Raw genomic sequence first — 24,885 nt, forward strand, 5'->3', positions numbered from 1 at the left:
TTCATCGGATGCGAGCCACGCCCGAGTAGATGCCGCTGGCCTCCGGTTCCGGGGCCGGTGTGGAGGCGAACCAGTCCGTCGCCGTCACCAGGCCGGGTGGCACGAGATCCAGGCCGTCGAAGAAGCGCTCCACTTCTGCGCGAGTACGGAAGGCGAGCTGGATACCGCCCTTGGCATACTCGGCGACGACCAGTTCGGCGAGTTCCGGAAACAGGTCGGATGCGGCGTGCGACAGGATCAGGTAGCTGCCCGTCGGCAGTGTGTCGACCAGGGCGCGGACGATGCCGTGGGCGCCTTGCTCATCGGTGATGAAGTGCATCAGCGCGATGAGCGACAGCGCGATGGGGCGGTCGAACTCCAGGACACGTCGGGCATGCTGGACGATCGCCTCCGGGTCGCGCACATCTGCCTGGATGTAGTCCGTCGCTCCCTCAGGGCGGCTGATCAGCAGCGCCTCGGCGTGACGCAGGACGATCGGGTCGTTGTCGGTGTAGACGACCTTGGCCGACGGTACGACGTTCTGCACGATCTGGTGGAGATTCGGCTCGGTGGGAATTCCGGTGCCTATGTCCAGGAACTGATCGATGCCCTGCGTGGCGAGCCACGCGGCCGCCCGGTGCATGAACTGACGGTTCTGCCGAGCGGCGTCTCGCGCCTCTGGCGGCAGCTTCTCACCGACTGCCTCGTCGACCGGATAGTTGTCCTTGCCGCCGAGCAGCCAGTCGTAGACCCGTGCAGGGTGTGCCTGGCTGGTGTCGATCGGCAGGGACGGCTGTGGGTTGGTTGTCATGGCAGCTCCGTCACGCCGGTGAAAGTTGCAAACCGAGTTCGCGGTGATCGTACTCGGAAGTCTCAACTGCACTGCATGAGGGGTGACTTGAACAGCGTGACTCTCTGCGGCGGAAGCGGAGCCAGAACCTGTCGAAGCGCTACGAAGCTTTACGGCCGCTTCTGGTCGTCCAGTCGGAGGCGAGCGCTTCCTGCGCCGCTTCGAGAGTGACCTCCCCGAGCAGACCGAGGTGGGCAGCTTCATCTCCACCGGGTCCTTCTGGTTCTTCACCCCGGAGTCTGGCCGGCGGCCTGGGCCGGGCGGAGTTGAGCCGCACATGCCGTTGCAAGCTCGGTTCCTGGCCGTGGAGTCGGGTGTCGTTCAAGTGATGAGCGCCATGCGGACCTGTGGCAGACGGTTACGTTGCAGGGTCGCCGCCTGCAATCGGATCCGTCGTACCCGGCGCCTCCTCACCACAGCCGGCGTCCGGCTCCGCACCCGCCGGGCAAACCGTTTCTCCTGCTCCCTGCCGCGGCGATTTCTTCCCCACGGCCATCGCAGCAGCTGCACGAGCCAACTGCGCCTGCACTTGTTCGAACGCTCGCGACCCTGATCGCTTCCGTCTGTGACTTCCGCTCATACACGTTCAACGCCCCGCCGCGCTGTCCGTAACCGCAATACCGCCAAATGGGGCACATGGATCCGGCTCCGAGCAACGTCATCCGACGACAACCGGGGGATTTGCTCACCCTGCATCGTTCCATTGGCCAGGGGCGGCTGCCGGTGTCCTTGCCGCGCCTCTCGGGTGAAAGGTCTCGAGGGTCAGCCGTGTGCAGAACGGCAAGCACGCACCCAGCCGTTCAGCGTGCGGGGTGCGCGTTGGGCGGCGCGGTCCCAAGCTCGCGGGGACCGCGCCGCCGGGTGGAGCGGCGCTTACCTGCCCGATCCGGTCAGCCAGTAGTTGCCGTTGGTCGCGACGTTGTATCGCTGCCAGAAACCGCGGTGGACGGGAGAGCCCTTGTAGACCCAGGACACATGGATGTTGTCGCCCATGTTCATGTAGTAGGAGCCGTAGCCGCCGTTGTTCCAGTAGCCGCACCAGTTAATGTCGACGCTGTACCCGGCACCGCCGTAGTCGCTGCAGTCGGTCCAGTGCTGCCACACTCGGTCATTGCCGTTGTAGGCGTACTCCGTTGAGACCTTGGAGTGCCAGATCCAGCAGCTGGCACCGCACAGTTCGGTCCAGCCCGTGGCCGTCTTCCATGCCGTAGGGCTTGCCGCCCCATTCGAGGCATGGGCGGTCTTCGCCGCGTCCATGTGCACGGTGAGGGTGTCGTAGCACGGCCCGGTGGCCGGAATCAGGCCGGGGTGCGTCTGCCTGACGTAGCCGCATTCTTCGACCGGGGCCTCGATACGGACGGACTTGGTCTGAGGTTTCGACGACGGGGAGAGGGTGATGTCGGGCAGAGCGGCCGTGCTGCTGCTCTGCCGTTGGAGTGCCGTTGCCGGAGTGCTGGTCGCGGCCGAGGCGCTGCTGGTTCCGATGCTCAACGCGGCGAGCCCGGCAGCCGCAGCGAGCCCGACCCACTGGCGGATACGCACGGATGAACCGTCCTTTCCTTCTTGTCCGGAGGGGAGTTTGACGCCCGAACCAGCAGACGAACGCGTGATGCGAGTGGCGGAACGAGCAGAGACTGAGGGCAGGTTCTGATCGTGCGGGCGTTCCGCGACTCGTGGAGGGTCCGGGTGCTGGCGAGGAGGCGTGGTGAGGTGGAAGGTACTGTCTGAAGCGCGTGTCTCAATGTTCTCGCCCTGCGCTGTCGTACCCGCCCGCCGGGTGCGGGCGGCTGGGTCATGGACATGCACCATGGACGGCGCATCTCTTCCTGCCCCGATCATTCCCGGGTGCTGATGGCATGTGGATAGCAGTGCGTGCCACATGCTTAGCGATGGACGCCAGCATCTGCGCGCAAGATTCCCTGGCGGTATTCGGTGGGGGTGGAGCCGTAGACGGTGCGGAAGGCCCGGGTGAAGTCGGCGGGGCGGGGAAAGCCCCAGCGGGCGGCGATCGCGTGTACAGGCCGTGTGGACAGGCTCGCGTCGTCCAGGTCGCGTCGTGCGTGCGCGAGGCGCTGCCGACGGATGTAGGAGGCGACCGTGGCGCCGTGGGCGTGGTGGTGGAAGAGGCGGTGCAGGGTCCGCAGCGAGATGTGGTGAGCGGCGGCGACGGTGGCAGGGGAGAGTTCGGCGTCGCCCAGATGCCGGCGGATGAAGTTCTGGATCTCCAGGAACTGGATGTGCTGGCGGGTCTCGGCGGGTGTCTGGCCGGCGGCATCGATGTGGTGGGCCAGCCAGGCGGTGATCAGGTCGACGAGGACGCTGCCGAGCCGCTGGCTGTCGGCCGGCGGATAGGGCGCGGTGTCCGTGGCCAGGTGGGTGAGGAAGCCGGCGAGCAGACCGCCGACACCTTCGCGTCCTGACATCCGGGCCGCCAGTATCCGGTCCACACGGTTCGACGACACGGGGACCATGGCCCGGGGGATCTGTACCACTACGGAGGCCGCTGTGTCCCGTCCGGCCTCCACGACCGCTGCGTAGGGGCGGGAGGTGGAGTACACCACGAGATCGCCTGCTCCGAGCGGCGCCTCGCACCGGTCCTGGACGATGACTTGCTGTCCGCGGAGGATGAGTCCTACAGCGTACATTTCGGGGTCGGACTGGCGGATCAGCTGGGGTGTCCGTCGTGACGTCATGGACGCGTAGGTCAGGGCGGTCACCTGTGCCCCGCCCAGGTCCGCGGCCTTCAGTGAGGCCCGGAATTCAGATGCGCGGTCGATGGTGAACTCATTGGGTATCAGCGCGCTTGCCGTGATGTCCCGCCATGCCTCCACCCGGTCCGGCACCGGCACGCGTTGACTGTCGAAGACCTTCTCCAGCATCGACAACGTCCCCCCTCTTTCTTGCCTTCTGTGCGGTCGCTTGCACTCTCTCTGGTGGGGAGCTGCCAGAAAAGCCGGTCGTCGGACACAGCAAGGTGACCGGAGGCGGACGAGAGCGCCGCAGGTCGCGGTGCCATCCGAGGTTGTCCCTGAACGAATGCGAGTGCGAAGGCCGGTTCGCCGGCCGGTGCGCCGAAACTGTCCCGCCCCGGGCCCGAACGGCTGCGGGGCTCGAAGATCCGTCACCCGGTCACTCGTTGTGGCGTGGGCAGGGTCCTTGTGGCCGGCGAGGCATACGGCCGGTCTGCCCGCCACACACTCCGGGGAGGGAGGCAGCGGCGTTGCTGCTGATCGATGCCGCTCGTCCGTATCCGACGCCGAGCCGGTCAATCCCCTGTGGCATCTGTTCCTGAACCGGGTTTGGTGGGTGGCCTCGGGCGCGGCTGGTCCGGTGAGACATGAGCCTTGCGGGTCCTGCGGGTCCTGTGGGTCCTGTGGGTCCTGTGGGTCCTGCGGTTCCTGTGAGGGGTTCCGGTGGCAGGCCGGGTGTCTGCGGTGTCGCAGGTGCCGTGCGTCTTCCCGGTCCGCGAACGCGGGCCCGGAAGGCGGGTCATTGGCCCGTGCCGTAACGGAGCCCGTCGAGGATCAGGTCGAGGATGCGGCCGGTCCGTTCACGTTGGGCGGGGGCATTGGTGGCCAGTGAGACGCTGCTGAGGCTGAAGCCGACGTCGATGGGATCGACGTCCGAGCGCAGGAGGCCCGCTTCGGCGCCGGCGTGCAGCAGTGAGCCGATCGCGGTGCCGAGTTTGTCGAGGCTCTCGGCGAAAGGGTCCGCGCCGGAGGCGACCGCGGCGCGCAGGGCTTGTGCCATGCCCTGCTTGGCGGCCAGGTAGTCGATGAACTTGTCCATCCACAGGCGCATCGCCCGGTCCGGCGGGTTGTCGGCCAGCAGCTCGGCGGCGCTGTCGCAGACCCGGGCCAGTTCATTGCGGTAAGTCGCTTCGATGAGCGCCTCGCGTGTGGGGAAGTGCCGGTAGAGGGTGGCCGAGCCGACGCCCGCGGCCTTGGCGATCGTGTCGATCGGAACGTCCGCGCCTTTCTCGGAGAAGGCGCGCACGGCCGCTTCGAGGATGCGTTCCCGGTTGCGGCGGGCATCGGCCCGCAGCGGGCTCGGCTGGGTGGGCAAGGCTGCTCCCTTCGTCTGGGGGAACAGTCTAGCTGGACAACCGGGGAGTTCCCCGGTTAGCGTTGCAGTTAACCGGGGAACTCCCCGGTTATGGCGGACGGACGCCACTTCTCTGTGACAGGCAAGGAGAGCCCTGATGACCTCCCCGAAGACGGTTCTGATCACCGGCACGTCCTCTGGTATCGGCCTGGCCGCGGCCGTCGGTGCCGCACGGGCGGGCTGGACGACCATCGCCACCATGCGTGACACCGGCAAGGCCGAGGCCCTGCTCAGGGCCGCCGACGAGAACGGGGTCGGCGACCGTGTCCAGGTCAAGCGTCTGGACGTGGTCGATGCCGAGAGCATCGCCGCCTGCCTGGACGAGGTGATCGCCGAGCACGGCCACCTCGACGCACTGGTCAACAACGCCGGCGCCGCCCAGGTCGGCACCATCGAACAGAGCAGCCTCGACGACGTCCGCGCCGCGATGGAGGTCAACTTCTTCGGCGTGGTGGCCACCACCCGCGCCGCGCTGCCCCACCTGCGCGCCGCCCAGGGCCGGGTGATCACCGTCACCAGCGTCGGTGGTGTCGTCGGCCAGCCCTTCAACGAGGCTTACTGCGCGGCCAAGTTCGCCGTCGAGGGCTTCATGGAGTCCCTCGCCCCCGTCGCCGCCACCGTCGGCGTCGACGTCACCGTGGTCGAACCGGGCGCGGTGGCGAGCGAGTTCGTCGCCAACCTCGGCCTGGACGTCCCCGCCCTGCTCACCGCGGCCGGCCCCTACGCGCCGGCCCTTGAGGCATACATCGCCCGCACCAGGGACTCCTTCGGCAACGCCCAGACCCCGGCCGAGGCCGCCGCCCCGATCATCGACGCCCTCACCAGCGAGCGCCCGGCCTTCCGGATCCAGACCTCCAAGTGGGCCCGCGACTTCGTCGCCACCACGCTCGCCGACCTCGACGGCTCGGCCGTCCAGGACCTCACCCGCGCCTGGGTCCGCTGAACAACCCCACAACAGGAACCACCGAGCTTCCCCGAGCCCACCGCACTCGACACCCTCCACGCCGTCCTCACCGCCACCGTGACCGCTGGTACGCCGGCTACGAGACCGGGAACCGAAACCTCGGCCACCACGGCGAACTTGTCACCGAGGACTTCGTCCTGCACCGCCCGCCGCAAGGCCAACTGCCCGACGTCCAGGGCCGCGAAGCCTGCCTGGACGGCATCGCCACTGCCTTCCCGGGCCGGTCCAACGCCCACCATGGCCGAACCCACCCACCGGGACGCGCTGTGGGGTCAGCTCCGCCGACATCCGGCGAAGTTCCCCGGCGACCTCGGGGCGGGCAGCCGGCAGGCGGCGCACCCTCGCCTGCCCCTCGGCGGTCAGTTCGCCCGCCGTATCGGTGTCGCCCGACCGCCGCGCGAGCAACAGGTCGTCACGGGCGGCATCCAGTTCGCCGGCGACGGCCTCAGCACGCTCTGGCTGGAAGCGCCGCCAGAGGGAGACCAGAGCCTCGTGGACCGCGTGCCAAGCCTGCCCGGCCATCAGTGCCGTCACCGTTGTCCCCGCCGTCCTGGCGAGGTCGGCGATCTCGGGTCCCATGGCGCCGCCGCCCCCTTCCTACTGCCGTCGACAGTAGTCCGACGTCCGACGGACGGTCCGTCGGCCCGGCGCAAGCATCGCCGCGTCCACCGAGGAGAAAGGCGCCGTCGACGAATCCCCGTCCGCCTGGTCATCACCCTGTTCCACCGTCGTCAGATACGGAATCGCGCCCGCGGCGCGCTCGGCAGCGAGCTTGAGCGCCCTGGGGCCCAGTGCGGCCGCAGCCGGGTACTCCACTGGCACGCCGGCCTGGTCCAACTGGTCGAGATGATCCGAAAGAAACGGCCTACACGCAGGTGAAGTCGGTGTGCGAGCGACGACGACCGCTGCGGAGAAGCCGACGCTGTCCTCGAGCCCGTGTCCGGTTCAAGGTCTCATGTCAGTGGCTCTCTGCGACGGCTACGCGGCTTGACTGCAAGGACGTCCGCCCGGCTGCCGGGGTGCCGAGGCGGTGTGCGAGCGCGAGGAGGTTGTCGTCGGACACCACCTGCAGGCCGTACTGCGCGAGCAGCGAAGCCATCTGCTGCGGCCTCCACAGCGAGCGCCATGGTTCGCCGGATGTGATGGAGCTGCCGAGCACGCGTGTCAGCAGCCGCCCTGCGGCCGCCCTCACCGAAGGCGCCTGGTAGTTGACGACGAGCGCACTTCCCGGGGCCGTCCGGGCGGCGAGTGCGGCCACCGTGGCGCGCACCTCGTCGCGCGTGAGGTAGGGGACGACGCCCTCCCACAACCATGTCGTCGGCGCGGCAGGGTCGTGCCCGGCGCCGTCCAGGGCCGCACCGAGATCATCGACGGTGAAATCGACCGGCGTGAACCGTACGGAACGGGCGATGGCCGGCAGCCCGGCGGCGAGGCGATCGTCCTCTTCCGGTGCTCGGGGCGCTGGTGCGGCCTTCGTGAGGCGGGCGCGTTTGTCCTGCTGGGAGGCCGGATGGTCGACTTCCCACACGTCAGTCCGGGCGAGTTCGGGCATGCGCCACGCGCGCGTGTCCAGGCCGGCGCCGAGGATCACGAGCTGGCCGGCCGCGTGGGCGCGCAGTGCCTCGTCGATCGCGACCGTCCGCGGTACGAGTACCTCGGCGCACGCCCGCACACTCTCGTAGAGGATGCGCTCCTGCCAGCCCTTCGGCGCAGTGTTCGCGCGCACCTCGTCCACGGGTGTACGTTCCGCGGCGCGCAGCAGCCGTACCGCCACCGGATCCGCGAAGTGGCCTGGAGCAGCTGTCCCGTCCGCGGCCGCCCGTCCCTGGCACACCAGCACCGCCGTCCGGCTCGCCGCACGCCCACTGTCGCTCATGGAGCCATATTTAATACCACTGGACCATCACGGCCCTGCCTCCGTGCAGTACTTGCAGCGCCTCGCCGCCCTGCACACCTACCTCGTCAGGCCGCCGCCGACAACGACCGCTACGAACTGCGCCATTCAGCCCAGGTTGGCCAACGCACGCTGTGGGATGCTGCCGACCTGCCCCAGAGCCAGGACAACCACTCGGCGTCCACTCGGTCTCGGCCCAGCTCATTGACCGTGAGCGGCTGATGTTGCAGCTCGCCGACCAAGTCACCCAGATCTCGGGGCGCATGCGCACCGATGCGGCCGGCTACAGCGCAGCGAACCAGCCCGGCGGGCACGCGAGGCCGTTGGGTCCCCACCCGCCCGGTACTCCACACGCCGGAGGGGCGCGCTGCCGTCCTGGCGGAGGTCGGCACGTTCCTCGCCTGCCTCGTAGCCGAGCGGAACCTCTGGCCGGGCGACGGCCTGCGGCCCCCGATCTTCCAGCGGGTGCAAGGACACCAGCGTGGGCCCCTGCCGAGTTGGCAGGGGCCCATGGCACAAGCAGCAGACGTGCGCCAGGACCCTCCCTCGACGAGCAGCATCCTGGTCAGCGCGGTTTACTGTCTGCTCGTGGCCTGCCGACCCGGCCTCACCTCAGATGCCTGGTGAAGAACTGAGCCGCGGCGTCCCCCGCGAACTGCGGGACGCCGGTGTGCCCGCCCATATTGGCGTGCAGGGACTTCTCCTCGGAGCCGAAGGCGTCGAACAAGTCCAGGGCCGCCTGCCGGTCGTTGCCTTCATCGTCCCACTGCAGCAGGACATGCAGCGGAATGGTGACCTGGCGGGCCTCCTCGAACACAGCGCGAGGCACGAGACTCCCGGCGAACAAGCCGGCGGCCACGATGCGCGGCTCGACCACCGCAAGGCGAACCCCGATGGAGATCACTCCGCCTGAGTACCCGACAGGGCCGCCGATCTCGGGCAGCGACAGGAGGGCGTCCAGGGCGGCCTGCCATTCCGGGACCGACTTTTCGACGAGCGGGAGGGTGATGGCGTCGATGATCTCGTCGCTTACCGGCTCGCCGGCCTCCAAGGCCCGGCGCAGGTCGGCGCGGGCCCGCTCGACGGCGGCCCAACGGGGCCGGTCACCGCTCCCGGGGAGTTCGATGGTGGCCGCGGCGAAACCGTCCGCCGCGGCGTGCCGGGCCCGTCCCGCCAGCCGGGGGTACATCTTGCGCAGTCCGAGCGGAGGGTGGCCGAGCAGGATCAGCGGCACCGGTGCGGTCGCGGATGCGGACGCCGGCGTCCACAGAATGCCGGGGATCTCGTCGAGTGTGAATTCGCGTTCGATGACACCGTCGTCGAGACGCTGCTCAGAAGTGAAATGCATGGTCGTGCCTTTCGGGAGTGCACATTACGGCGCTCCCGGACGACCTACCGCCCGACCGCGACCCCGGAGGGGAGCACCCACGTCGATACTGCGTACACGGGTACCACCTCCTCAATCTCTCGCACGGCCTCCGGAAACGTAGCAGCGATCGCGGCGGTCCGCCAAACGGTTTTTTGCGCGAGGTCCCTGGCCGGATGCCAAGGAGTCGGAAGAAGGCAGCAAACGGTGACGCTTCGTCAGGTAGCTCTGTGCGGTCTGCCCGGACTGCAGGCGCTGTTCGGACCGGGTGCATGACTCCTGCCAGCGCAGACCCAGGGGTCTCCCGCTCGGTGAGTTCCGCGTCGTGATCCTGTCGACGATACGGCGTCTCATCTGTGGCTCGGCAGACTGCCCACCTCCCCGGCTGGCTGTCCAACTGGGCGTTGACGCAGGGAGGATGACCTTGCTGCGCCGGGTCGTGACGCTGCTCGATCCACAGTCCAGCACACCGCGGGTGCTCGGGGTCGTCGATTTCGCCACCCGGCGCGGACAGGCGTACGCCACTGTGATCACGGACGGCGAACGCCACCACCCAGTCGATGTCCTCCCGGCGGCGCCCTCGGTGCCGCTTCCTGGACTGGTCGCGGTTGATCCGACCGCAGCGCATTGCGAGTATCCGTCGCTCCTGATGACACATCTGGCGGGACGGACAGTCCTTGGTGATGAGGGATTGGAGACGCGCGTCCCTGTGCTGGCCCGGCAACTCGTGGCGATCCACGCGTTGCGACCCGCTGAGCGGCCCCGGGAGTACGTGATGTTGACGACCGCCGACACCGTCGTGACTCCGAAGGGCGCCTGCGCGGCGGCATGCGCCGCGGCGATCGACGTGATCCGCAAACCCGCGCCGCCCTATGAAGGACGGTTCCTGCACCGGGACTTCCAGCCCGGCAACGTGCTGTTCGACGTGTCGCCCCCAAGGCCGACAGGTGCCCGGATCACGGGGGTCGTCGACTGGGCAGCGACCTCCTGGGGCCCGGCGGATCTCGATGTGGCGCACCCATCTCGCACTGCTGCACGGCCCGGCCTGGGGTCTGCGATTCCCTGAGGCGTATGAGGAGGCCGGCGGGGTGCTGGCCGCGGCGGCGCACGAGCGGCTGTACTGGCGGGTGCGCGACTCGCTGGCCTGCTCAGAAGAAGTGCAGCAGGTGGCGCAGGCGTGGCGTGAGTCAGGGAGGCCGGAGCTGACGTCGCAAACCGTGGAGGAGCGGCTGAATGCCTATGTCACCGCCCTGATGGACGCGCTGGGCTGAGCCGAAGCAGCCCGTGACGCGGGCACGGCGGCGAGCGCCGGTCCCGGCTGCCACGTCCGGCAACGGAGCCGATCGCACACCGCGCCGGGGCACACCCGAGTACGGGCTGGCTCCCGGCCGACAACTCTGCGACCCCTCCGAATCGAACGGCAATGTCACTCGCCGTAACAGCTCCCCGCGATCTGTGCCAGAGCCCCGTGTTCACCTACGGAGCCACGTGAAGTACTGGTAGCAGTACAGGTACGGGATGAACATCACGGTCCCTGAGAAGAACGCGCTGGCCCAGATGCTCAACACCTGCGACTGACGTCTCACGGCACCCCGGCACCCCGGCGCCGTGCGCTGGCGTCGCGAAGCAGAGGTACCGGGGTAGCGCCCCGATCCCTCCATCATGAGGACCGGGGCGCTTGTGCTCCGGCTCACTGGGCGTGGTGGGCCGGGAGTGGACTCGCCGCATGGAACGGTGTGGCCTCACTGTGTTGTTGACAGAGCGATCTGGCTGCTGCTTTCTGAGGACTTGCGCAGGCGTGCGTTGCCCAGGGCCAGCCGCTGGATGCGGGCCGCGGCGAACCTGCGGTTGTCGGTTGGTACCCGGTTGGCAGCGCTGCCGCCGGGCTACTTGATGTACTGGTAGTTCCACAGACCGCAGAGGGTGGTTGCCGCGACGGCCAGGCAGGCCGGGTTGACCGCGTTGTGGCTGAAGACCCTGGCGGCGCCGTAGTGTGCCCACTGGCTGCCGTTGGTGTACCAGTCTTCCTGGAACACCTCGTGGCTGGGCATCTTGACGTGGCTTCCGTAGAACCAGCGCTGTCCGTTCTTGTACAACTCCTGCCAGCTCGTATAGCGGATTTTCGTCGCGGGGCAGAAGGGGTTGCCGACGGAATGGGTGATGTACACCCGCGCGAAGTTGCCGGTCATCACGACTGCTTTGATCTTGATTCCCGAGGCGCTGGCGGTCTTTGCCGCAGGATGGGGGCTGAGGCGATGCGTGGTGTGTACGTCCTTGTATCCGTACACGTGCTTCTTGTCCCAGTCGTACTTGATGGCGACGCGGGTCCGGTACCGTCCGGAGTTGAAGGCCGATCCGCGCCCGTCACCGGCGTACCACTGACCCGAAAGCGATCCGCAGGCCACCGAGGGGCCGGTGGGCACCTTCACCCGGCTTTGCGGGATGAACGTCTCGTACGTCGTCCATGTGGAGTTCTTCCGCCAGCCGGCACGCAGCAGACTCTGCTCGCGGGTCACTGTCCCGGCGGCCTGCTGAGGGACCGGGAGGTGTGCCAGCCGCGCGACCTCCTGCATGCTGATCGCGGGTGGCGTGATGTCGATCTCGTTGGTGACCGAATCCAGGGTTCCGGCACCCCCACCTGCCGTACGAGGAACGCTGGCTACCTCCGCTACCCCTTCCTGGCCCAGACGGGTGCTCAGCGAGACACGTGATCGGGGGAGCGCGGTCACCTTCCCGCCCACTGTCGCCGTGTGCACCGACCGGGCGTCGGAGGCCTGTGTGCCTGCTGTAGTAGAGGCGCCGGGGGCCGTCCAGTCGATGTTTGTCCCGGTCGTCGCGGACACCACGGTCACAGGCGTGACCCCGCTCGCTCGTTCCGGATCCGTGGCGACGACCTTCGCGATCACGGACAAGTGACCGCCGTGTGCGACTCCCAGCAGGACCAGGCTGCGGTAGCGGGACGCCTTCATCGCGAGGTCGAGCGACGTTCCGGTGCCCCTCCAGACCAACGTGCCCGCCGCGTCGTCTGCCAGCAGGTACTCAACGGCACCCGCCTGCGCGTGCCATCGGAGTCGAAGGGTGTCGTCGGCTAACGAGGCTGTGAGCGGCTCGGCTTGCCGGCTGCGCACGACGGCACTTCCCGTGCGCGGCTGCGCCGGCGCCGAGACCGTGTGGGGGGAGGCCACTTCTGCTGCGGCCGGGGCCGTCAGGCTCATTCCCAGCATGGCTGAGCCGAGCAGGATTCCCCACGCTCGTGCTTGGTGTGTGTGCTTCACGTCTCTCCTTCGTGTTCGTCGGGAGTGGCCCAAGGACGGGCAGGCCGTCGTGAGGACGGACGCCCGTCTGGTGTGCCCGGGCGACAGCCGTCTGGCTGAGACGGGCTCAGGGAAACCACTGCTTCGGCGAGGGCCCGGGCCGGCGGCATGGCATCGCGCGGCGGCGCAGGCCGAGTTCCGTGGCGGCTGGCCCGGTGTCGGTGGTACTCGCCTCAGTGCGTTTGGGACGTCCAGAAGCTCTGGAAGTCGCCGTCGAGGCGGTTGGCGTAGGAGGTGAGCCCGTCCTTCTTCGGGTCGCCGCCTTCCCGGAGCCCTCCGAGCACTCCGATGACCGTGCCCTCGCCCGCGAGCGTGTTGCCCGGCCCGATCAGGACCGGCGATCCGCTCACGCCGTCGGTGAAGCCACGGCACTGGAACTGGTATTCGGGCTTGTGGTCCTTGACGCCCTTCTTGGCCAGGGCGGTAGGGCCGCAGATGGTGGAGTAGTTGTACTTGCTCGGGTAGCCGACCAGCGTCGCGCACTTCCGCTCCAACCAGCGTGAATCCAGTACGGGTTGGCGCCTGTGACCGACTGGATGCGGACATGGCTGTGGCTCTTGACGTGGATGACCCCGTAGTCGTAACTGGGGTTGCGGTAAAACGCCCAGCGGTCCGGAATAGCCCAGCTCTTGATGCCCCATTTCCCGTAGGGCGCCTGCCCGTGGTAGTAGGCGGGCACAAAGACCGACAGGTCATTGCCGACATTGATACCGTGCCAGACCAGGCAGTGGCCGGCGGTGAGGAACGAGTCCCGGCTGCCGCTCGTCACGACCGTCCCGGTGCAGCTCAAGTCCTTGCCGGCGAAGTGATAGAAGATCTTTCCCACACGCTTGGGATGGCCGACTGACCGCGGCGTGACGTCCGAGGCGGAATTCCCGCGACATCTGCTGCCCTCATGCGCTGGGGCGTCCAGTACCGCTCGGCGGCAGTGGCCTGAGCGTCATCTACGTGACCGATCACGGCATGCCCGGCCGTGGAACCCGCCGAGCCGCCCGGTGCGGCGGCGGCCGGCAGCGTGGCCAGCCATAGGCCATGGCTGCCCCGCACACGGCGACGGCTGTCTTGCTGCGCAGTCGCATGATGTCCTCCCGTTGTGTCGACTGTGTACCGCAGCGTCATGGGCACGCCGACGCCCACACAAGCCTGGGCAGCAAAGTGACGCACCAACGGGATGCGCCGTCCCCTGACCTGCGGCGACCCGCTGTACGGAGGTACCGCGGCGGGACGCTCCAGCAGTGACACGTCAGGCTGGAAGTGGGTGCAAGGCCTGCGGCTTTGACGCAGTGTCGGGCTGGGGTGTGGGCACCCGGTCTCCTGAGGCCGAGACCCGGGCCGCTTCCACTGATCCGGGTCGTCGGTGGGCAGGTGGCGTCGGCTGGTGAAACGAGGGATCCGCCGGCGGGCCACTCCTGGTGCGGGGGCGGCCCGCCTGCGCGGTCGCGTGGGACAGGCGCGGCCGGCACGGCTGAGACATTGCGAACGTGGGCTCGAGGATGTGGTCCGGTCCGGGCCGGTCCTTTGCCGCGGTGGTCACTGGGCGCTGGGCGTCAGGGACACGGTAGGAACATGCCGGTTTCGGCTCCTGGTGAGGGGTGGCCGTGTCACCGTGGGGCTGTCCGGCCCGTTGCTTTCCCCCGTAGCGGCGGGCCGGACCTTTGCCTGGATCCCCGGGCGGCCTCCTGGCCTGCGGCTTGCGTCCTTTCTCACCCGTTCGAGGGCGGGGGAAACGCCCGGAGGGAAGCAGCTGGTGAGGGCGCGGGGAGATGCGCTGGCAGGAGGCGTTCGGGGTGTAAATCCGCAGGTGGATCGACCGGTGAGTGAAACGACGCGGCCCGGACACCAGGATGTGGTGCCTGGTGTCCGGGCCTGTTGGTGCGTGCATGGCGGGTGGATTGTCGGACAATGGTGGGGGCTGAGGTCCCCGGCCCGATTCCGGCGGGCCGGGGCCTCATATGGTGTTGTCGGTTTCGGGTCAGTCCCAGCCGCCGCCCTCGCCTCCGCCGCCTTCGCCGCCGCCCTCCTCGCCGCCGCCTTCGCCGCCCTCGCCGCCGCGGCCGTGGTCGCAGTTCACGCGGAAGCTGGCCACGATGCCGTCCTTGACGTGGACGCCGTCCTTGACGTGGAGGTCGTCGACACCGTTGCTGGAGCTGTGGGGGCCGACGGTGGCGATGGGGGCGCCGTTGTCGCAGACCGCGCCGCGGAAGACCTCGACGCGCTTGTGGCTCTCGTTGCGGACGTTGAGGGTCTTGGCGCCCAGGCCGCTGATCACGGTGATGCAGTCACCCGGGTGAGCGGAGTAGGACCGCTCGTTGACGAAGATCCGGCCCTCCTCGTGGCGGCGCTCCTCGTGGCCCCGGCGCTCGTTGCCGCGGCCTTCGTTGCCCTTGCCCTCGTTGCCCTTGCCCTCGTTGCCGTTCCCGTTGTTGTTGCCGTTGTTGCTGTTGTTGTTGCCCTGTCCGGAGCCGCCGTTGAAAGGCGCCGCGGCTGCGGCCGGGGCCGCCTGCGGTGCCGAGGCGGGGGCGGAGGTGGCCGAGGCGTAGGTGATGCCGGTCACGGCAAGCGCCGTAGCCGCCCCGGCAGTGGCGGTCACCATGGTGGAACGAGCGAGCTTCATGTCGCTTCTCCTGTCTGCTGTCTCGGAGATGCCGGCTCGTCAGCCGACTGCGACCCAACGTACCTAAGCCAGTCATATCGGTCATATCGAATTACTGGCACCATGGGGCCGATTGGGGCATATTCGGCCCCATTCATCGCTCAGCCAAGGTGCCAATTGCGCCAGAAATGCATGCGTATTGACACACAATTAGGCTGGCCGGGGGATCTCGTGACGCCTTTTCACCCCTCCATCGACGGCGTGTCGCTGCGAACACCGTCAGATAAAGCGTGCTATCGAGACGGCTGCATCAAAGCTCGCTCACCGCATCGCCCACCAAGAGACTGCAGAGTGGCTCCTCGTCAGTCAGTGCACGGGCCGGCGTCGCTGGCCGGTGAACCTGGCGTCGTGGTGCGCATCCTGCCCCGGGTCTTCGCAGACTGCGTGCATGACATCGCGATCTACGTCGTTCAGCCAACCCGCGTGTGGCAGCCTGTCGTTGACCATTCCGACATGTGTTTCCTCGCGGGCACCGGCTGCCCTGCCAGTTGACGGCGGCTGATCTCCGCGGCGCAGCCGCGCCAGGTGGCCCCCATCGGTCACGGCATGTACGGAACAGCAGCCGCCGTCTTGGGGGTGGCGGCCAGTCGTGACACAGTGGCAGGACATTTGCAAGGCGCCCGCCTCTCGGCACTCGTCGTCGGGGAGTGACGTCACATCAGGCCGGTACGCGACACACGCACACGAACCCCCGGGGTGCCGGGGTACGGCAGCGATACCGGCCGTCATGTCCCAAGCGACTGACAGGCCGACGGCCTCATTCGCCCGGATCAAGGTTCGCGCCCTTGTCTTCCGCGGCAACGATGCTGCCGTCATGCGCCGCGACCGCACCGACTCCACCCCACCCGGCGCCAACGTTGATGGGGGTATTTGAATCTGGCTCTGTCCGCAGTTCCGTGAATCCCCAGGTCAGTGGCGGGAACTGGGAATCTTTCCGGCAGCGTGGCTCCTGTCGTGGCGAGGAGGACGGATGAGTCTCGGTTTCGAAGGGACGGCCTTGCTCTACTCGCTCAGCCCCACGATGCCCCAGCCTCGTCCGGCGGCTTCGGTGAGGACGTGGCCCCACTCCGTCAACAAGTCTGTGAATGCGGCGAAGTTGCCGACCCATCCTTCGGGATCGGCGGCATGTTCAATGAAGGCCCCTTGCATCCTGTCAAGCCAAGGCCGTACCCGCTCCCAGGTCGCGGCCAGTTCCCGCACGCCGTCTGGTGGCTGTGCGAGCAGCAGCCCATAGACGCTGGGGTCGTCGCTGAAGAAATCCGGATCCGTGTGCTGTGCCTCGCCGTCCAGCCCATCCCAGACCAACCCGGACAAGAACGCGTCCAACTCGGTCCGCACCAGAGGATCAACATGGTCGCGGATGGATTCCCACCGCTGCCCGGCCCAGAAGTGCGCCTTGAACGAGCCACAGGTGTGCCGGAACTCGTATACAGCGAAGAAGGCGCTATTGGGTCCCCGTGGCCACTCCCAGTCGCCCTCGACCATCGGCGCGTCGTGATCCCACAGCCCCGTCTCATCGGCATACCAGGCATTCCTCAGCCGCGGCAGCCGCTCCCGGGGCGGAACCTCCCTCAGCCATGACCAGTCTGCGATCATCACCGTGATGTCCAGCCCCATGGGGGTCAGCGTACCGATCGCTCGAGCTTCACCCGTGCGGCCCAGGTCGCGGCATGACCACCTGCGTCCGCAACCCGTGGCTGGCCGTGAGCCTCTACCGCTTCTCCTTGGAAGCCTGGGAGAGCCGGACTGTGACTTGGCTACCGTGTGCGACCCGCGTGCCGGGTAGCGGGATCTGACTGCAGATGTGCCGTGGGAGCGTTCGCGGGCCGTCGGGACACTCCCCGGCGCCGGAGTTCACGAGGCGCAGACCGTAGTTCCGCGCGCTGGCTCGTGCCTGGGCCACTGGGCGGCCGACCAGGTTGGGAACCTGGACAGAGGTGTGGTGATCCACGGTGGTGGATGGCATCGCTCCGTGAGTGTCTGAGAAGAAGGGGGCGCCTGCTGAGGCCCACACCGCCCACACCGCTCCGGCGATCAGCAGCGAGCCCAGGAGCGCTCCGAAGATGGCGTGGCGGCGACGGGCTGTGTGTTGGCGGGGAGCCGGTTGATCCGCGGTGTTGGGTGTTTCGCCAGTGGTCGTAACCTCCCGTCGACGGTTGCTGGTGCGGGTGGTCTTGTGGGCGGAGGCGCGCGTGTCTGAGGAAGGGGTGGCCGTTGGTGTCGCGGGAATCGAGGCTGTGCCAGTGGTGTCTGCGTGAGCGGGTTGCCCAGGTGACACGGCCGTGCCGAGTTCTCTGCGGATGCTGTCGATAGCGGCCAGCATCTCCCACGCCGTGGCGTAGCGGTGGTCGGGGTCCTTGGCGAGGGCCGTCAGGACCACACCGTCGCATGCCGCAGGTGGCTTCGGTACGCAGGCGGAGGGCGGCTGGGGCTCGTCTCCCAGGTGTTGGTAGGCGATTGCCATCGGGGACTCGCCGGTGAACGGAGGATGCCCGGTGAGCAGCTCATAGAGCAGGCAACCGGTGGAGTACAGGTCAGTGCGCCCGTCAAGGTGCTGCCCGCGGGCCTGTTCGGGAGAAAGGTACTCGGGGGTGCCCACCACCATCGACGTCTGGGTGAGCGTCATGCCGGGCGTGAAGACGTTCCGGGCGATCCCGAAGTCCATTACTTTGACCGAGTCGTCGGCGGCGATCATCACGTTGGCGGGTTTGATGTCGCGGTGGATGATGCCCCGTTCATGGGCATGAGCCAACGCTTCGAGCACGCCGGCGGTCAGGCGCAGGGCCCGGTGCGGCGCGAGCGGGCCTGAGCGCACCAACTGGTGCAGAGTGTGGCCTGGGACGTACTCCATAACGATGTACGGCCACTCGAGCCCGTCAACGCTTTCCATGCCGACGTCGTAGATCGCGACGATCCCGGGATGACTCAGGGAGGCGACCGCCTGCGCCTCGCGGGCGAACCGGTCCCTGCCCGTCGCATCCAGCGCATCGACGCGCAGCATCTTCACCGCAACCCGGCGAGCGAGCACGAGGTCGTCAGCGAGGTGCACCTCGGCCATCCCGCCACGGCCAAGCAGGCGGCGAAGCACGTACCGGCCGCCCAGCGTGCGTTCCTGACACGTCGACTGCTGCATGATCTTGTGTCCCCCCGATCCGTCGGTGCGGGCCGGAAACAGCCCCGTACATGTCTTCCTCACGTTCTTGTGGAAACTCTGTGGCCGCGCTCGACGAAGGAGGATGGAGATGCTGGTCGGTGCCCCCCATCCATTGCGCAAACCCTGTTCGAGGACCCTGCTTCCGGCAGTGCGCCTTTTCCAACCCGAGGTCGCCAGCCGCCAGCCGCCAGATGGACGGTTCTGGGGGACGCTGAAGCGCGGGGGAGTACCTGGTGACCGGCACCCGCATGAAGCCGACTGTGCACACCATCGAGCGTGTCGGCATCTGGGTGATCCCGCCGGTGACCGTGATCGTGACGGCCCGATCAGAGCAGTAGCCAAGCCGATCCGGGCGGCCGCTGCAGCGGAGGCCCGGACCGGCCCCAGCACGGCAGCCACGGAGCACGGCGTACTTCTTCCGCCCGAGACTGCTGTGGTTGAGTGACAATGGCACGGCTTCCCGGGGATGATCACGATGTGGGCAATTGATTCCTCTTAGCTTCTTCTGAGAATCGGATGTGTCGCCCAGCCGGCGGTCGCCTGCGTCCGTCACCCATGGAGGTCATCGGATGATTCTTCGTGCCTGGGTTGCAGCGCCGCTGGTGGGTGCGGCTATCGCCCTCGCGTTTCCGTCGGCCGGCATCGCTGCGCAGGCGTCTGTACGGCACGCGGCCGACTCCCTGCGGCTCGATGAAGGGGACGGGCACCACGGTGACCGCAGTCCGTGGCGGAACTGCCGCAGTCACCGCCGTGTCGTGCTCATCGACAAGGGCCTGAGGGCCATTTTGATCAATGGCCGACGTGGTCCGGAGGCTCTCGTCCTCCAGGGCTCGGGACCCTCCTCGTCGCCGGCGGCACCGTGGGACAGCTTTACTGTCTCGACGTATCTGGACGTGAATTATCCCACCCAGACAACCGCCCAGTACGAGTTGGCGATTAAGGAATTCTTCAGAGTGCACCCGGTCTTCGTGGTGAAGGCCTTCGACAACCACGAGCGATCATTTCCCTTCCCGGCCGCCCACTGCCATGACGGCCAGGACGACGGTGACCGCGAGGACGGGACCCGTCCGCGTGGTGGTAAGGAGGGGAGTGGCTCGTCCAGCTCCCCGTTGCCCCAGAAAGGACGTGAGAGCGCGGCTGCCGGCTGGAGCGCCGGCCTTCCGAGCGCTGAGTACACCGTGATCGCGGCCGGCGGTTGGCTGACGGTTGTGGGAATGCTGGCTATGGGCTGGCTTCGCCGACGTCGTTCTGACGCGCGACGCTCGGCTGGAGGGGGAACCGGCACCACCTCTGGTCCCTGACACCACGTCGCGTCAGGACGAGAGGTGCTGCCGCCTCAGTCGTACCAATTGACGAACGGCCGGCCTCTGGGGCGCCAGGGAAGACGCGGTCCTCCGTAGCCCGAAACGAGGCGTGTAGAAGACTCGCTGTGTACTCTGCCTGGCTATCACGGTCCGATGCCGGCCATCCGACCCCAGCGTGGAGGTCGGGGCGTGGGCCGAGCAGGTCTTCTTCCATCGGCAGCGCCTGCGGTTCGACCGCCACCGGTGGGTGTGCACCGCCGCTGCTACCGGTCGCCGGGGGCCTCTCGACGGGACCGGTCAGGAGGAACTGCTGCTTGCGGCGGTGAGCGACGTGGCCGAAGCGGCTGGGCTTGACCACGGGGCTGGGCCTGGCCCAGCGGTTGGATCTGCCTAAGCGACTGAGTTTGGCCGAGGAACTGCCGCTTCCGGCGGAGGTCGACGTGCCTGAGGAGCTGGGTGTGCCTGAGGAGCTGGGTGTGCCCGAGGAGCTGGGTGTGCCCGAGGGGCTCGGGCGGGGGTCGTGGCGGCAGAGCCAATCAGGGTCTTTGAATCCGTAGCTCAGGCCCCATTCCTTGTCGCAGCCACCCCAGTATGTTCTCACCCAGCCGCAGTAGGGGCCGCCGTAGCTGTAACAAGGGGGCGCTGATTCCTCCGGGCCCGGATTCGTGAAGGGCAGCTGGGGTGATTCGCCATTGCTCGTCGAGGTGCCGATGGCGCTGACCATGCGGACCTGCGTGGCATCGGAACTCCGGGGCATCCAGTCCGTGAAGAAGACGGGCAGGCCGATGGCTGAGGCGGAAGCCGCCACCGTTGCAGCCGCGAGAGCGCAGCGGGTCAGGCGCATGACTGTTCCTCTCGGCTTTGTGGTCTGTGGCAGATGTGAACGAACTCTGTGCACGGGCGCCACCGCTGTGAACACTGGAGCTGAACGTAAGTTTTTGAGATCCTCGCAACAACTCGCGAATCGCCGGTCAGGTGGCCTTGCTCCGGTTTTTCACTCGAAGAGTCTCGCCTCGATCTACCAACGCGTCGGCCGCGGCGACCACCTCGGAGAACACGACCGCATCCCGCCCCACGATCCGCCACCGCTCCAGGCCGGTCCCGGCGTTGCCGCCCACGGGAGGCCGGTACCCGTGGCGGCGGCTCGCGGCGCGGCGCCCGCCCTTGCTCGTCCTGGCCCCTCTACGGTGCGGTGACACCTACGCTCAGCTCGCCGCCGGATTCGGCATCGGGATCGCGACCGTCTACCGCTGCATACGCGAAGTGTCGACGTCCTGGCCGCCCTCGCGTCGACGCTGGACGAGGCGATGACGACAGCCCCTGCGAAGGGGTTCATCATCCGGCTGGCCAGGGGGCCGTTTCAGGCAGCGGACCACATCCTTCCTGGTCACGTCCGCAGGGTGCGGGCTTGACGGGCGCCGCGCCCCGCGCCTTACGGGTGCTGCGCCGTGCCCGCCGCAGGCTGTTCCGTCCCGCAGTACCGGCACTTGCCGGCCGCGGCGGGAATGTCCTCGGAGAGGCAGGCGGGGCACGTCTTCACCGCACCGGCCTCCTTGAAGGCGGCCACACCGCGCCGGGCCTGGAACTTCTTGTACGGCACGACGATCAGGAAGTAGACGACGGCCATGAAGATGACGAAGTAGATGACCGCCGAGATGAACGACCCGATGTCGAGGAAGGTCGCCTTGTTCCCGGGCCGCCCGAGCTGCCACCCGAGCCCGAAGTTCCGACCCCCTTGCGCCCGCGCGATGATCGGGTTGATCACATTGTCCGTGAACGACTTGATGAGGGTGCTGAACGCCAGCGCGACGATCAGCCCGACCGCCACGACGACGATGTCGCCCCGCATCAGGAAGGCCTTGAATCCCCTGAGCATCTTGTCTCTCCGCGTTGGCACCGGTTCAGCTGATCGGTCGCCAGAACGCTAACCGCCGTGCGCGCAGGGCCGAGGATGCGACGCGCAGGAATCGCCGCACTCGGTCCGGCAACCGAGATCTTTTGTACGAGCCCGTTCACCAAGGCCTCACCCAGACGGATCATCGGCACCGCATGCCCTCTCGTCCCTGTGACGGCGCTCTACTGCCAGCCCGTCGGCAGCCGGCCGGGCCATCGCCGACATGCTGCTCACGCGCCCCGAGCGTGTCTGAAAGATCGTGTAAGTCCGTGACATGACAGCCTGGCCGTGGGCTCGGCCTCGGGTCCTTGGCCAGGCGGATCGGACAAGTCATGGCGGAGAAGACAGAACCGGTCGCCGCGGCGGCCGGGGAGGCGATGGTCGACGAGGTCGTCGAGCGGCTGCTGAACAGCGCCGACGCCTCTGGGGCGGCTTTGCTCGGTGAGGGCGGGCTGCTGACGGAGATCACCAAGGCTGTTCTGGAGCGGGCTCTGGAGGCCGAGATGAGTGGACACCTCGGCTACGAACGCGGTGATCCCGCTGGTCACGGGTCGGGGAACTCCCGCAACGGCACGTCACCCAAAACGGTTTTCACGGATGCCGGCGCGGTCACTTTGGCGGTGCCGCGGGACCGCAACGGCGACTTCGAACCACGACTGGTCCCGAAGAACGCCCGTCGGCTCGCGGGCTTCAACGACCGGATCCTCTCGCTCTACGCGCGAGGGATGAGCGTGCGGGACATCCGCTCCCATCTCGCTCAGATCTACGGGGTCGAGGTCAGCCCCGACCTGATCAGCAAGGTCACCGACGCGGTGGTCGACGAGCTCGTGACCTGGCAGAACCGGCCCCTCGACGCTGTCTGGCCCATCATCTACATCGACGCCCTGTGGGTGAAGATCCGCTGCGGCTCGGTGACCTCGAAGCCGGTCTACCTGGCCGTCGGCGTGGACATGGACGGCCGCAAGGACGTTCTGGGCTTGTGGGTCGGCTCCGAGGGCGAGGGCGCCACCACCTGGATGGCGGTCTTGTCCGAACTGCGGAACCGGGGCATCGAGGACGTGTGCATCGTCGCCTGCGACGGGCTGAAAGGCCTGCCCGACGCGGTCACGGCGACCTGGCCCAAGGCCACCGTCCAGACCTGCGTGATCCACCTGACCAGAGCCTCGCTGAGGCTGTCGTCGGTGCGCGACCACCCCAAGCTGGTCCCGGCACTCAAGGCCATCTACACGGCCCCGACCGAGCAGGCCGCCGAACAGGCCCTCGACGCATTCGAGACCTCTGAGCTGGGCGAACGCTACCCCGCGATCGTGCGGACCTGGCGGGCGGCCTGGCCGGAGTTCACGCCTTACCTCGCGTTCCCGCCGGCCATAAGGACCGTTGTCTACTCCACGAACATGGTCGAGTCGATCAACTCGCGGCTCCGTAAGGCCACCCGCAACCGCGGTCATTTCCCCTCGGAGCAGGCCGCGTTGAAGGTCCTCTACCTCGCCGTCCGCGAGCAGATCAACCCCAAAGCGCGCGACGCGAACCACGTCGCCGCACACTGGAAAGAGGCACTCAACCAGTTCTCACTGTTCTTCGAGGACCGGCTCAGCATCCAATGAAACCAACCGACTTACACAAAGTCGCTGACACGCCCCGCGCCCCCCCTTCTCCGCTCGCGAGACCCGTCGGGGAGAAGGAGGAGAGGCCCGTGCCGAGGCCGGCACGGGGCGGATTCGTGGCCTTGCTGCCTCCGGGACGCGGCCAGGAATCAGTACCAGGCCCCGCAGTCGTCCCAGCCGTTGTTGAGGTTGTTCACGCACACGCGGGCCTTGTAGCCACGGCCGTCGTAGTGGAAGCGGGTGGTGGCCTTGTTGAGGTCCCTTCCTGTGCCCGCACTGTCCACCCACTTGATCTGCTGATCGTGGTCGATCTCCAGGCGCATCGCGCAATCGGAGCCGCTCCAGGTCTGCACGAGCCCTTGCACCTTGGGACCGGGCTTCTTGCCGTTCATCCATGCCTTGCAGCCCGGAATGGTCACTGGTGAGGAGGAGATGAAGTAGACCCTGGAAGCCGCAGAAGCCGCAGAAGCCGCAGAAGCGGTAGGAGCCGCAGAGGTGCCGACGCGGCTCGGGGATGTCGCTGTGGCATGCGCCGGGGAGGCCAGGCCGGTCGCCGCACCGGCCAGGGCGGTCGCCAGAGTGGTGGCAGCAAGGTTCTTGAGTCGGTTCACTGTGCCGTTCTCCCGTTGACGTGATTGGTGGCAGGACCATCTCGCGGGAGCAGGGCATCGTGCTATCGGTGCGGGGCAAGTGACGACATCTCGGGACGTCCACGCCTGCGACCTGCGCAAAGCTGCTTGCGGCGGACGCCTGCGTGGGACACGACGGGCTTGTGGAGCGGCTGCTGGAGGGTCAGTTGAGGTCGACGAGGGGGCTGACAGACAGCGGGCAGGGCGACATCGACGCCGTCACGGCTTGCATGTTGCGTTTTGGCGTGCACTGCTGCTGGTCAGTGCGCGCGGGCTCGCAGGCGGCGGAGCATGCGGGGATCCTCGAAGCCGACCGCGCGGGCGGCGGCATCGACCGTGGCGCCGTGGCTGATGAGGTGCTCGGCGCGTTCAAGACGCAGGGTTTGCTGATAGCGCAGCGGCGTGAGACCGCCGGTGGCGCGGGTGAAGAGGCGGGTGAGAGTGCGTTCGCTCACGCCTACGGCCGCGGCCAGGGCGGACAGGGGCAACGGTTGGTCGAAGCGGGCGTCGAGCAGGTCCTGGGCGTGGTGCACGGTGTCGTCGAGGTGGGATCGGTACCGGAGCATTGCGCTGGCCTGTGGTTCATGGCCGTTGCGCCGCGCGTAGACGACCATGTCCCGGGCCACCTGGGCGGCGACGGCGGGGCCGTGCCGGGTGGCGATCAGGTGCAGGGCCAGGTCGATGCCGCTGGCGATTCCGGCCGAGGTGACCACCCGGTCATCGGCGGTGTACAGGACGTCGCGAACGACCATCGCCCTGGGGTAGCGACGGGCGAGTTCGTCCTGCACGTCATGGTGGGTGGTGCAGCGGCGGGCATCGAGCAGGCCGGCCCGGCCGAGCGCCTCGGCCCCAGCGCAGACGCTGGCAACGGTCCCGCCCTTGGCGTGGTGGTCCCGGAGAGCCTGCAGGGTGGCCGCGCCGATGGCAGGACTGCCGGCCAGGGTGCGCGCCCGCCAGCCGGGCACCACGATGAGGTCCTCGGGGCCGAGTTCGGGCCAGTCGAGCTGGGCCACCAGCGGCAGGCCCTGAGCGGAGGGGACCAGCGGCTGCTCGGCGATGTAGCTGAGTGTGTAGGGGTGCCCGAAGTCGGAGGCCGTGGAAAAGGCCTGCGCGGGGCCTCCCAGGTCCAGCAGATGGAGTCCGGGGACCAGGAGAAAGACGATGTGGCTCACGATC

18 protein-coding genes and 3 pseudogenes are annotated in these 24,885 nt (G+C 68.0%); 6 read left to right on the plus strand and 15 right to left on the minus strand.

Annotated elements, in window-relative coordinates:
- Window position 1: 1 nt before the first annotated feature.
- From A6P39_RS40555 to A6P39_RS40570, 4 genes are all read right to left on the minus strand, one after another.
- Window positions 2–790: an SAM-dependent methyltransferase gene (locus A6P39_RS40555; RefSeq protein ID WP_067040057.1), complete on the minus strand. Its 789-nt coding sequence runs from the start codon at window positions 788–790 to the stop codon at window positions 2–4.
- Window positions 791–1,702: 912 nt separating this feature from the next.
- A complete protein-coding gene (locus A6P39_RS40560) occupies window positions 1,703–2,371 on the minus strand; it encodes a hypothetical protein (protein ID WP_067040054.1) in 669 nt (222 codons plus the stop codon).
- A gap of 341 nt (window positions 2,372–2,712) precedes the next feature.
- Entirely contained in the window at window positions 2,713–3,708 is a 996-nt protein-coding gene (locus tag A6P39_RS40565; RefSeq protein ID WP_067040051.1) for a helix-turn-helix domain-containing protein, read from the minus strand.
- Window positions 3,709–4,318: 610 nt separating this feature from the next.
- Entirely contained in the window at window positions 4,319–4,894 is a 576-nt protein-coding gene (locus A6P39_RS40570; RefSeq protein ID WP_067040047.1) for a TetR/AcrR family transcriptional regulator, read from the minus strand.
- 136 nt (window positions 4,895–5,030) lie between these two features.
- On the opposite strand from A6P39_RS40570, the gene A6P39_RS40575 reads away from it, so the two are divergent.
- Window positions 5,031–5,876: an SDR family NAD(P)-dependent oxidoreductase gene (locus tag A6P39_RS40575; RefSeq protein WP_067040045.1), complete on the plus strand. Its 846-nt coding sequence runs from the start codon at window positions 5,031–5,033 to the stop codon at window positions 5,874–5,876.
- Window positions 5,877–6,855: 979 nt separating this feature from the next.
- Here the strand turns inward: A6P39_RS40575 and A6P39_RS40580 are convergent.
- Complete coding sequence (locus tag A6P39_RS40580) at window positions 6,856–7,773, minus strand: class I SAM-dependent methyltransferase (RefSeq protein WP_067040037.1); 918 nt, start codon at window positions 7,771–7,773, stop codon at window positions 6,856–6,858.
- A 625-nt stretch (window positions 7,774–8,398) separates the two neighbouring features.
- A complete protein-coding gene (locus A6P39_RS40585) occupies window positions 8,399–9,139 on the minus strand; it encodes a hypothetical protein (RefSeq protein ID WP_067040034.1) in 741 nt (246 codons plus the stop codon).
- A gap of 265 nt (window positions 9,140–9,404) precedes the next feature.
- Here A6P39_RS40585 and A6P39_RS40590 point away from each other — a divergent pair.
- Both A6P39_RS40590 and A6P39_RS40595 read left to right on the plus strand, forming a co-directional pair.
- Window positions 9,405–9,503, plus strand: a pseudogene (locus A6P39_RS40590) (hypothetical protein); the annotation flags it as partial.
- Between the two features lie 237 nt (window positions 9,504–9,740).
- Window positions 9,741–10,428: pseudogene (locus A6P39_RS40595) on the plus strand (phosphotransferase family protein); the annotation flags it as partial.
- A 615-nt stretch (window positions 10,429–11,043) separates the two neighbouring features.
- Here A6P39_RS40595 and A6P39_RS40600 read toward each other — a convergent pair.
- From A6P39_RS40600 to A6P39_RS40620, 5 genes are all read right to left on the minus strand, one after another.
- Entirely contained in the window at window positions 11,044–12,432 is a 1,389-nt protein-coding gene (locus A6P39_RS40600) for a hypothetical protein (protein ID WP_275883957.1), read from the minus strand.
- Window positions 12,433–12,644: 212 nt separating this feature from the next.
- Complete coding sequence (locus A6P39_RS40605) at window positions 12,645–12,965, minus strand: hypothetical protein (RefSeq protein WP_067040023.1); 321 nt, start codon at window positions 12,963–12,965, stop codon at window positions 12,645–12,647.
- Between the two features lie 1,478 nt (window positions 12,966–14,443).
- Window positions 14,444–15,085 carry a hypothetical protein gene (locus A6P39_RS40610; protein ID WP_067040020.1) on the minus strand — a complete coding sequence of 214 codons (642 nt, stop codon included), beginning with the start codon at window positions 15,083–15,085 and terminating at the stop codon, window positions 14,444–14,446.
- Window positions 15,086–16,126: 1,041 nt separating this feature from the next.
- A complete protein-coding gene (locus A6P39_RS40615) occupies window positions 16,127–16,741 on the minus strand; it encodes a hypothetical protein (protein WP_067040017.1) in 615 nt (204 codons plus the stop codon).
- 94 nt (window positions 16,742–16,835) lie between these two features.
- Window positions 16,836–18,257, minus strand: coding sequence for a protein kinase domain-containing protein (locus A6P39_RS40620; protein WP_067040014.1), 1,422 nt, complete (start codon window positions 18,255–18,257; stop codon window positions 16,836–16,838).
- Window positions 18,258–19,033: 776 nt separating this feature from the next.
- On the opposite strand from A6P39_RS40620, the gene A6P39_RS40625 reads away from it, so the two are divergent.
- The gene (locus A6P39_RS40625; RefSeq protein ID WP_275883958.1) at window positions 19,034–19,579 is read left to right on the plus strand and encodes a hypothetical protein; all 546 of its coding nucleotides are present in this window, start codon (window positions 19,034–19,036) and stop codon (window positions 19,577–19,579) included.
- Window positions 19,580–20,553: 974 nt separating this feature from the next.
- Here A6P39_RS40625 and A6P39_RS40630 read toward each other — a convergent pair.
- The gene (locus tag A6P39_RS40630; protein WP_159395949.1) at window positions 20,554–20,700 is read right to left on the minus strand and encodes a hypothetical protein; all 147 of its coding nucleotides are present in this window, start codon (window positions 20,698–20,700) and stop codon (window positions 20,554–20,556) included.
- 16 nt (window positions 20,701–20,716) lie between these two features.
- On the opposite strand from A6P39_RS40630, the pseudogene A6P39_RS40635 reads away from it, so the two are divergent.
- Window positions 20,717–20,922, plus strand: a pseudogene (locus tag A6P39_RS40635) (helix-turn-helix domain-containing protein); the annotation flags it as partial.
- A gap of 92 nt (window positions 20,923–21,014) precedes the next feature.
- On the opposite strand, the gene A6P39_RS40640 reads toward A6P39_RS40635, so the two are convergent.
- Window positions 21,015–21,458, minus strand: a complete 444-nt coding sequence (locus A6P39_RS40640; protein WP_067040008.1) for a large conductance mechanosensitive channel protein MscL — start codon at window positions 21,456–21,458, stop codon at window positions 21,015–21,017.
- Window positions 21,459–21,808: 350 nt separating this feature from the next.
- Here A6P39_RS40640 and A6P39_RS40645 point away from each other — a divergent pair, with 350 nt between their 5' ends.
- A complete protein-coding gene (locus A6P39_RS40645; protein WP_067052681.1) occupies window positions 21,809–23,080 on the plus strand; it encodes an IS256 family transposase in 1,272 nt (423 codons plus the stop codon).
- 149 nt (window positions 23,081–23,229) lie between these two features.
- On the opposite strand, the gene A6P39_RS40650 is transcribed toward A6P39_RS40645, so the two are convergent.
- Window positions 23,230–23,472 carry a hypothetical protein gene (locus tag A6P39_RS40650; RefSeq protein WP_067055866.1) on the minus strand — a complete coding sequence of 81 codons (243 nt, stop codon included), beginning with the start codon at window positions 23,470–23,472 and terminating at the stop codon, window positions 23,230–23,232.
- A gap of 497 nt (window positions 23,473–23,969) precedes the next feature.
- Window positions 23,970–24,881, minus strand: coding sequence for a GlxA family transcriptional regulator (locus tag A6P39_RS40655; protein WP_067055863.1), 912 nt, complete (start codon window positions 24,879–24,881; stop codon window positions 23,970–23,972).
- Between the last annotated feature and the right edge of the window lie 4 nt (window positions 24,882–24,885).

This window comes from Streptomyces sp. FXJ1.172, from assembly GCF_001636945.3.
Lineage (GTDB): Bacteria > Actinomycetota > Actinomycetes > Streptomycetales > Streptomycetaceae > Streptomyces.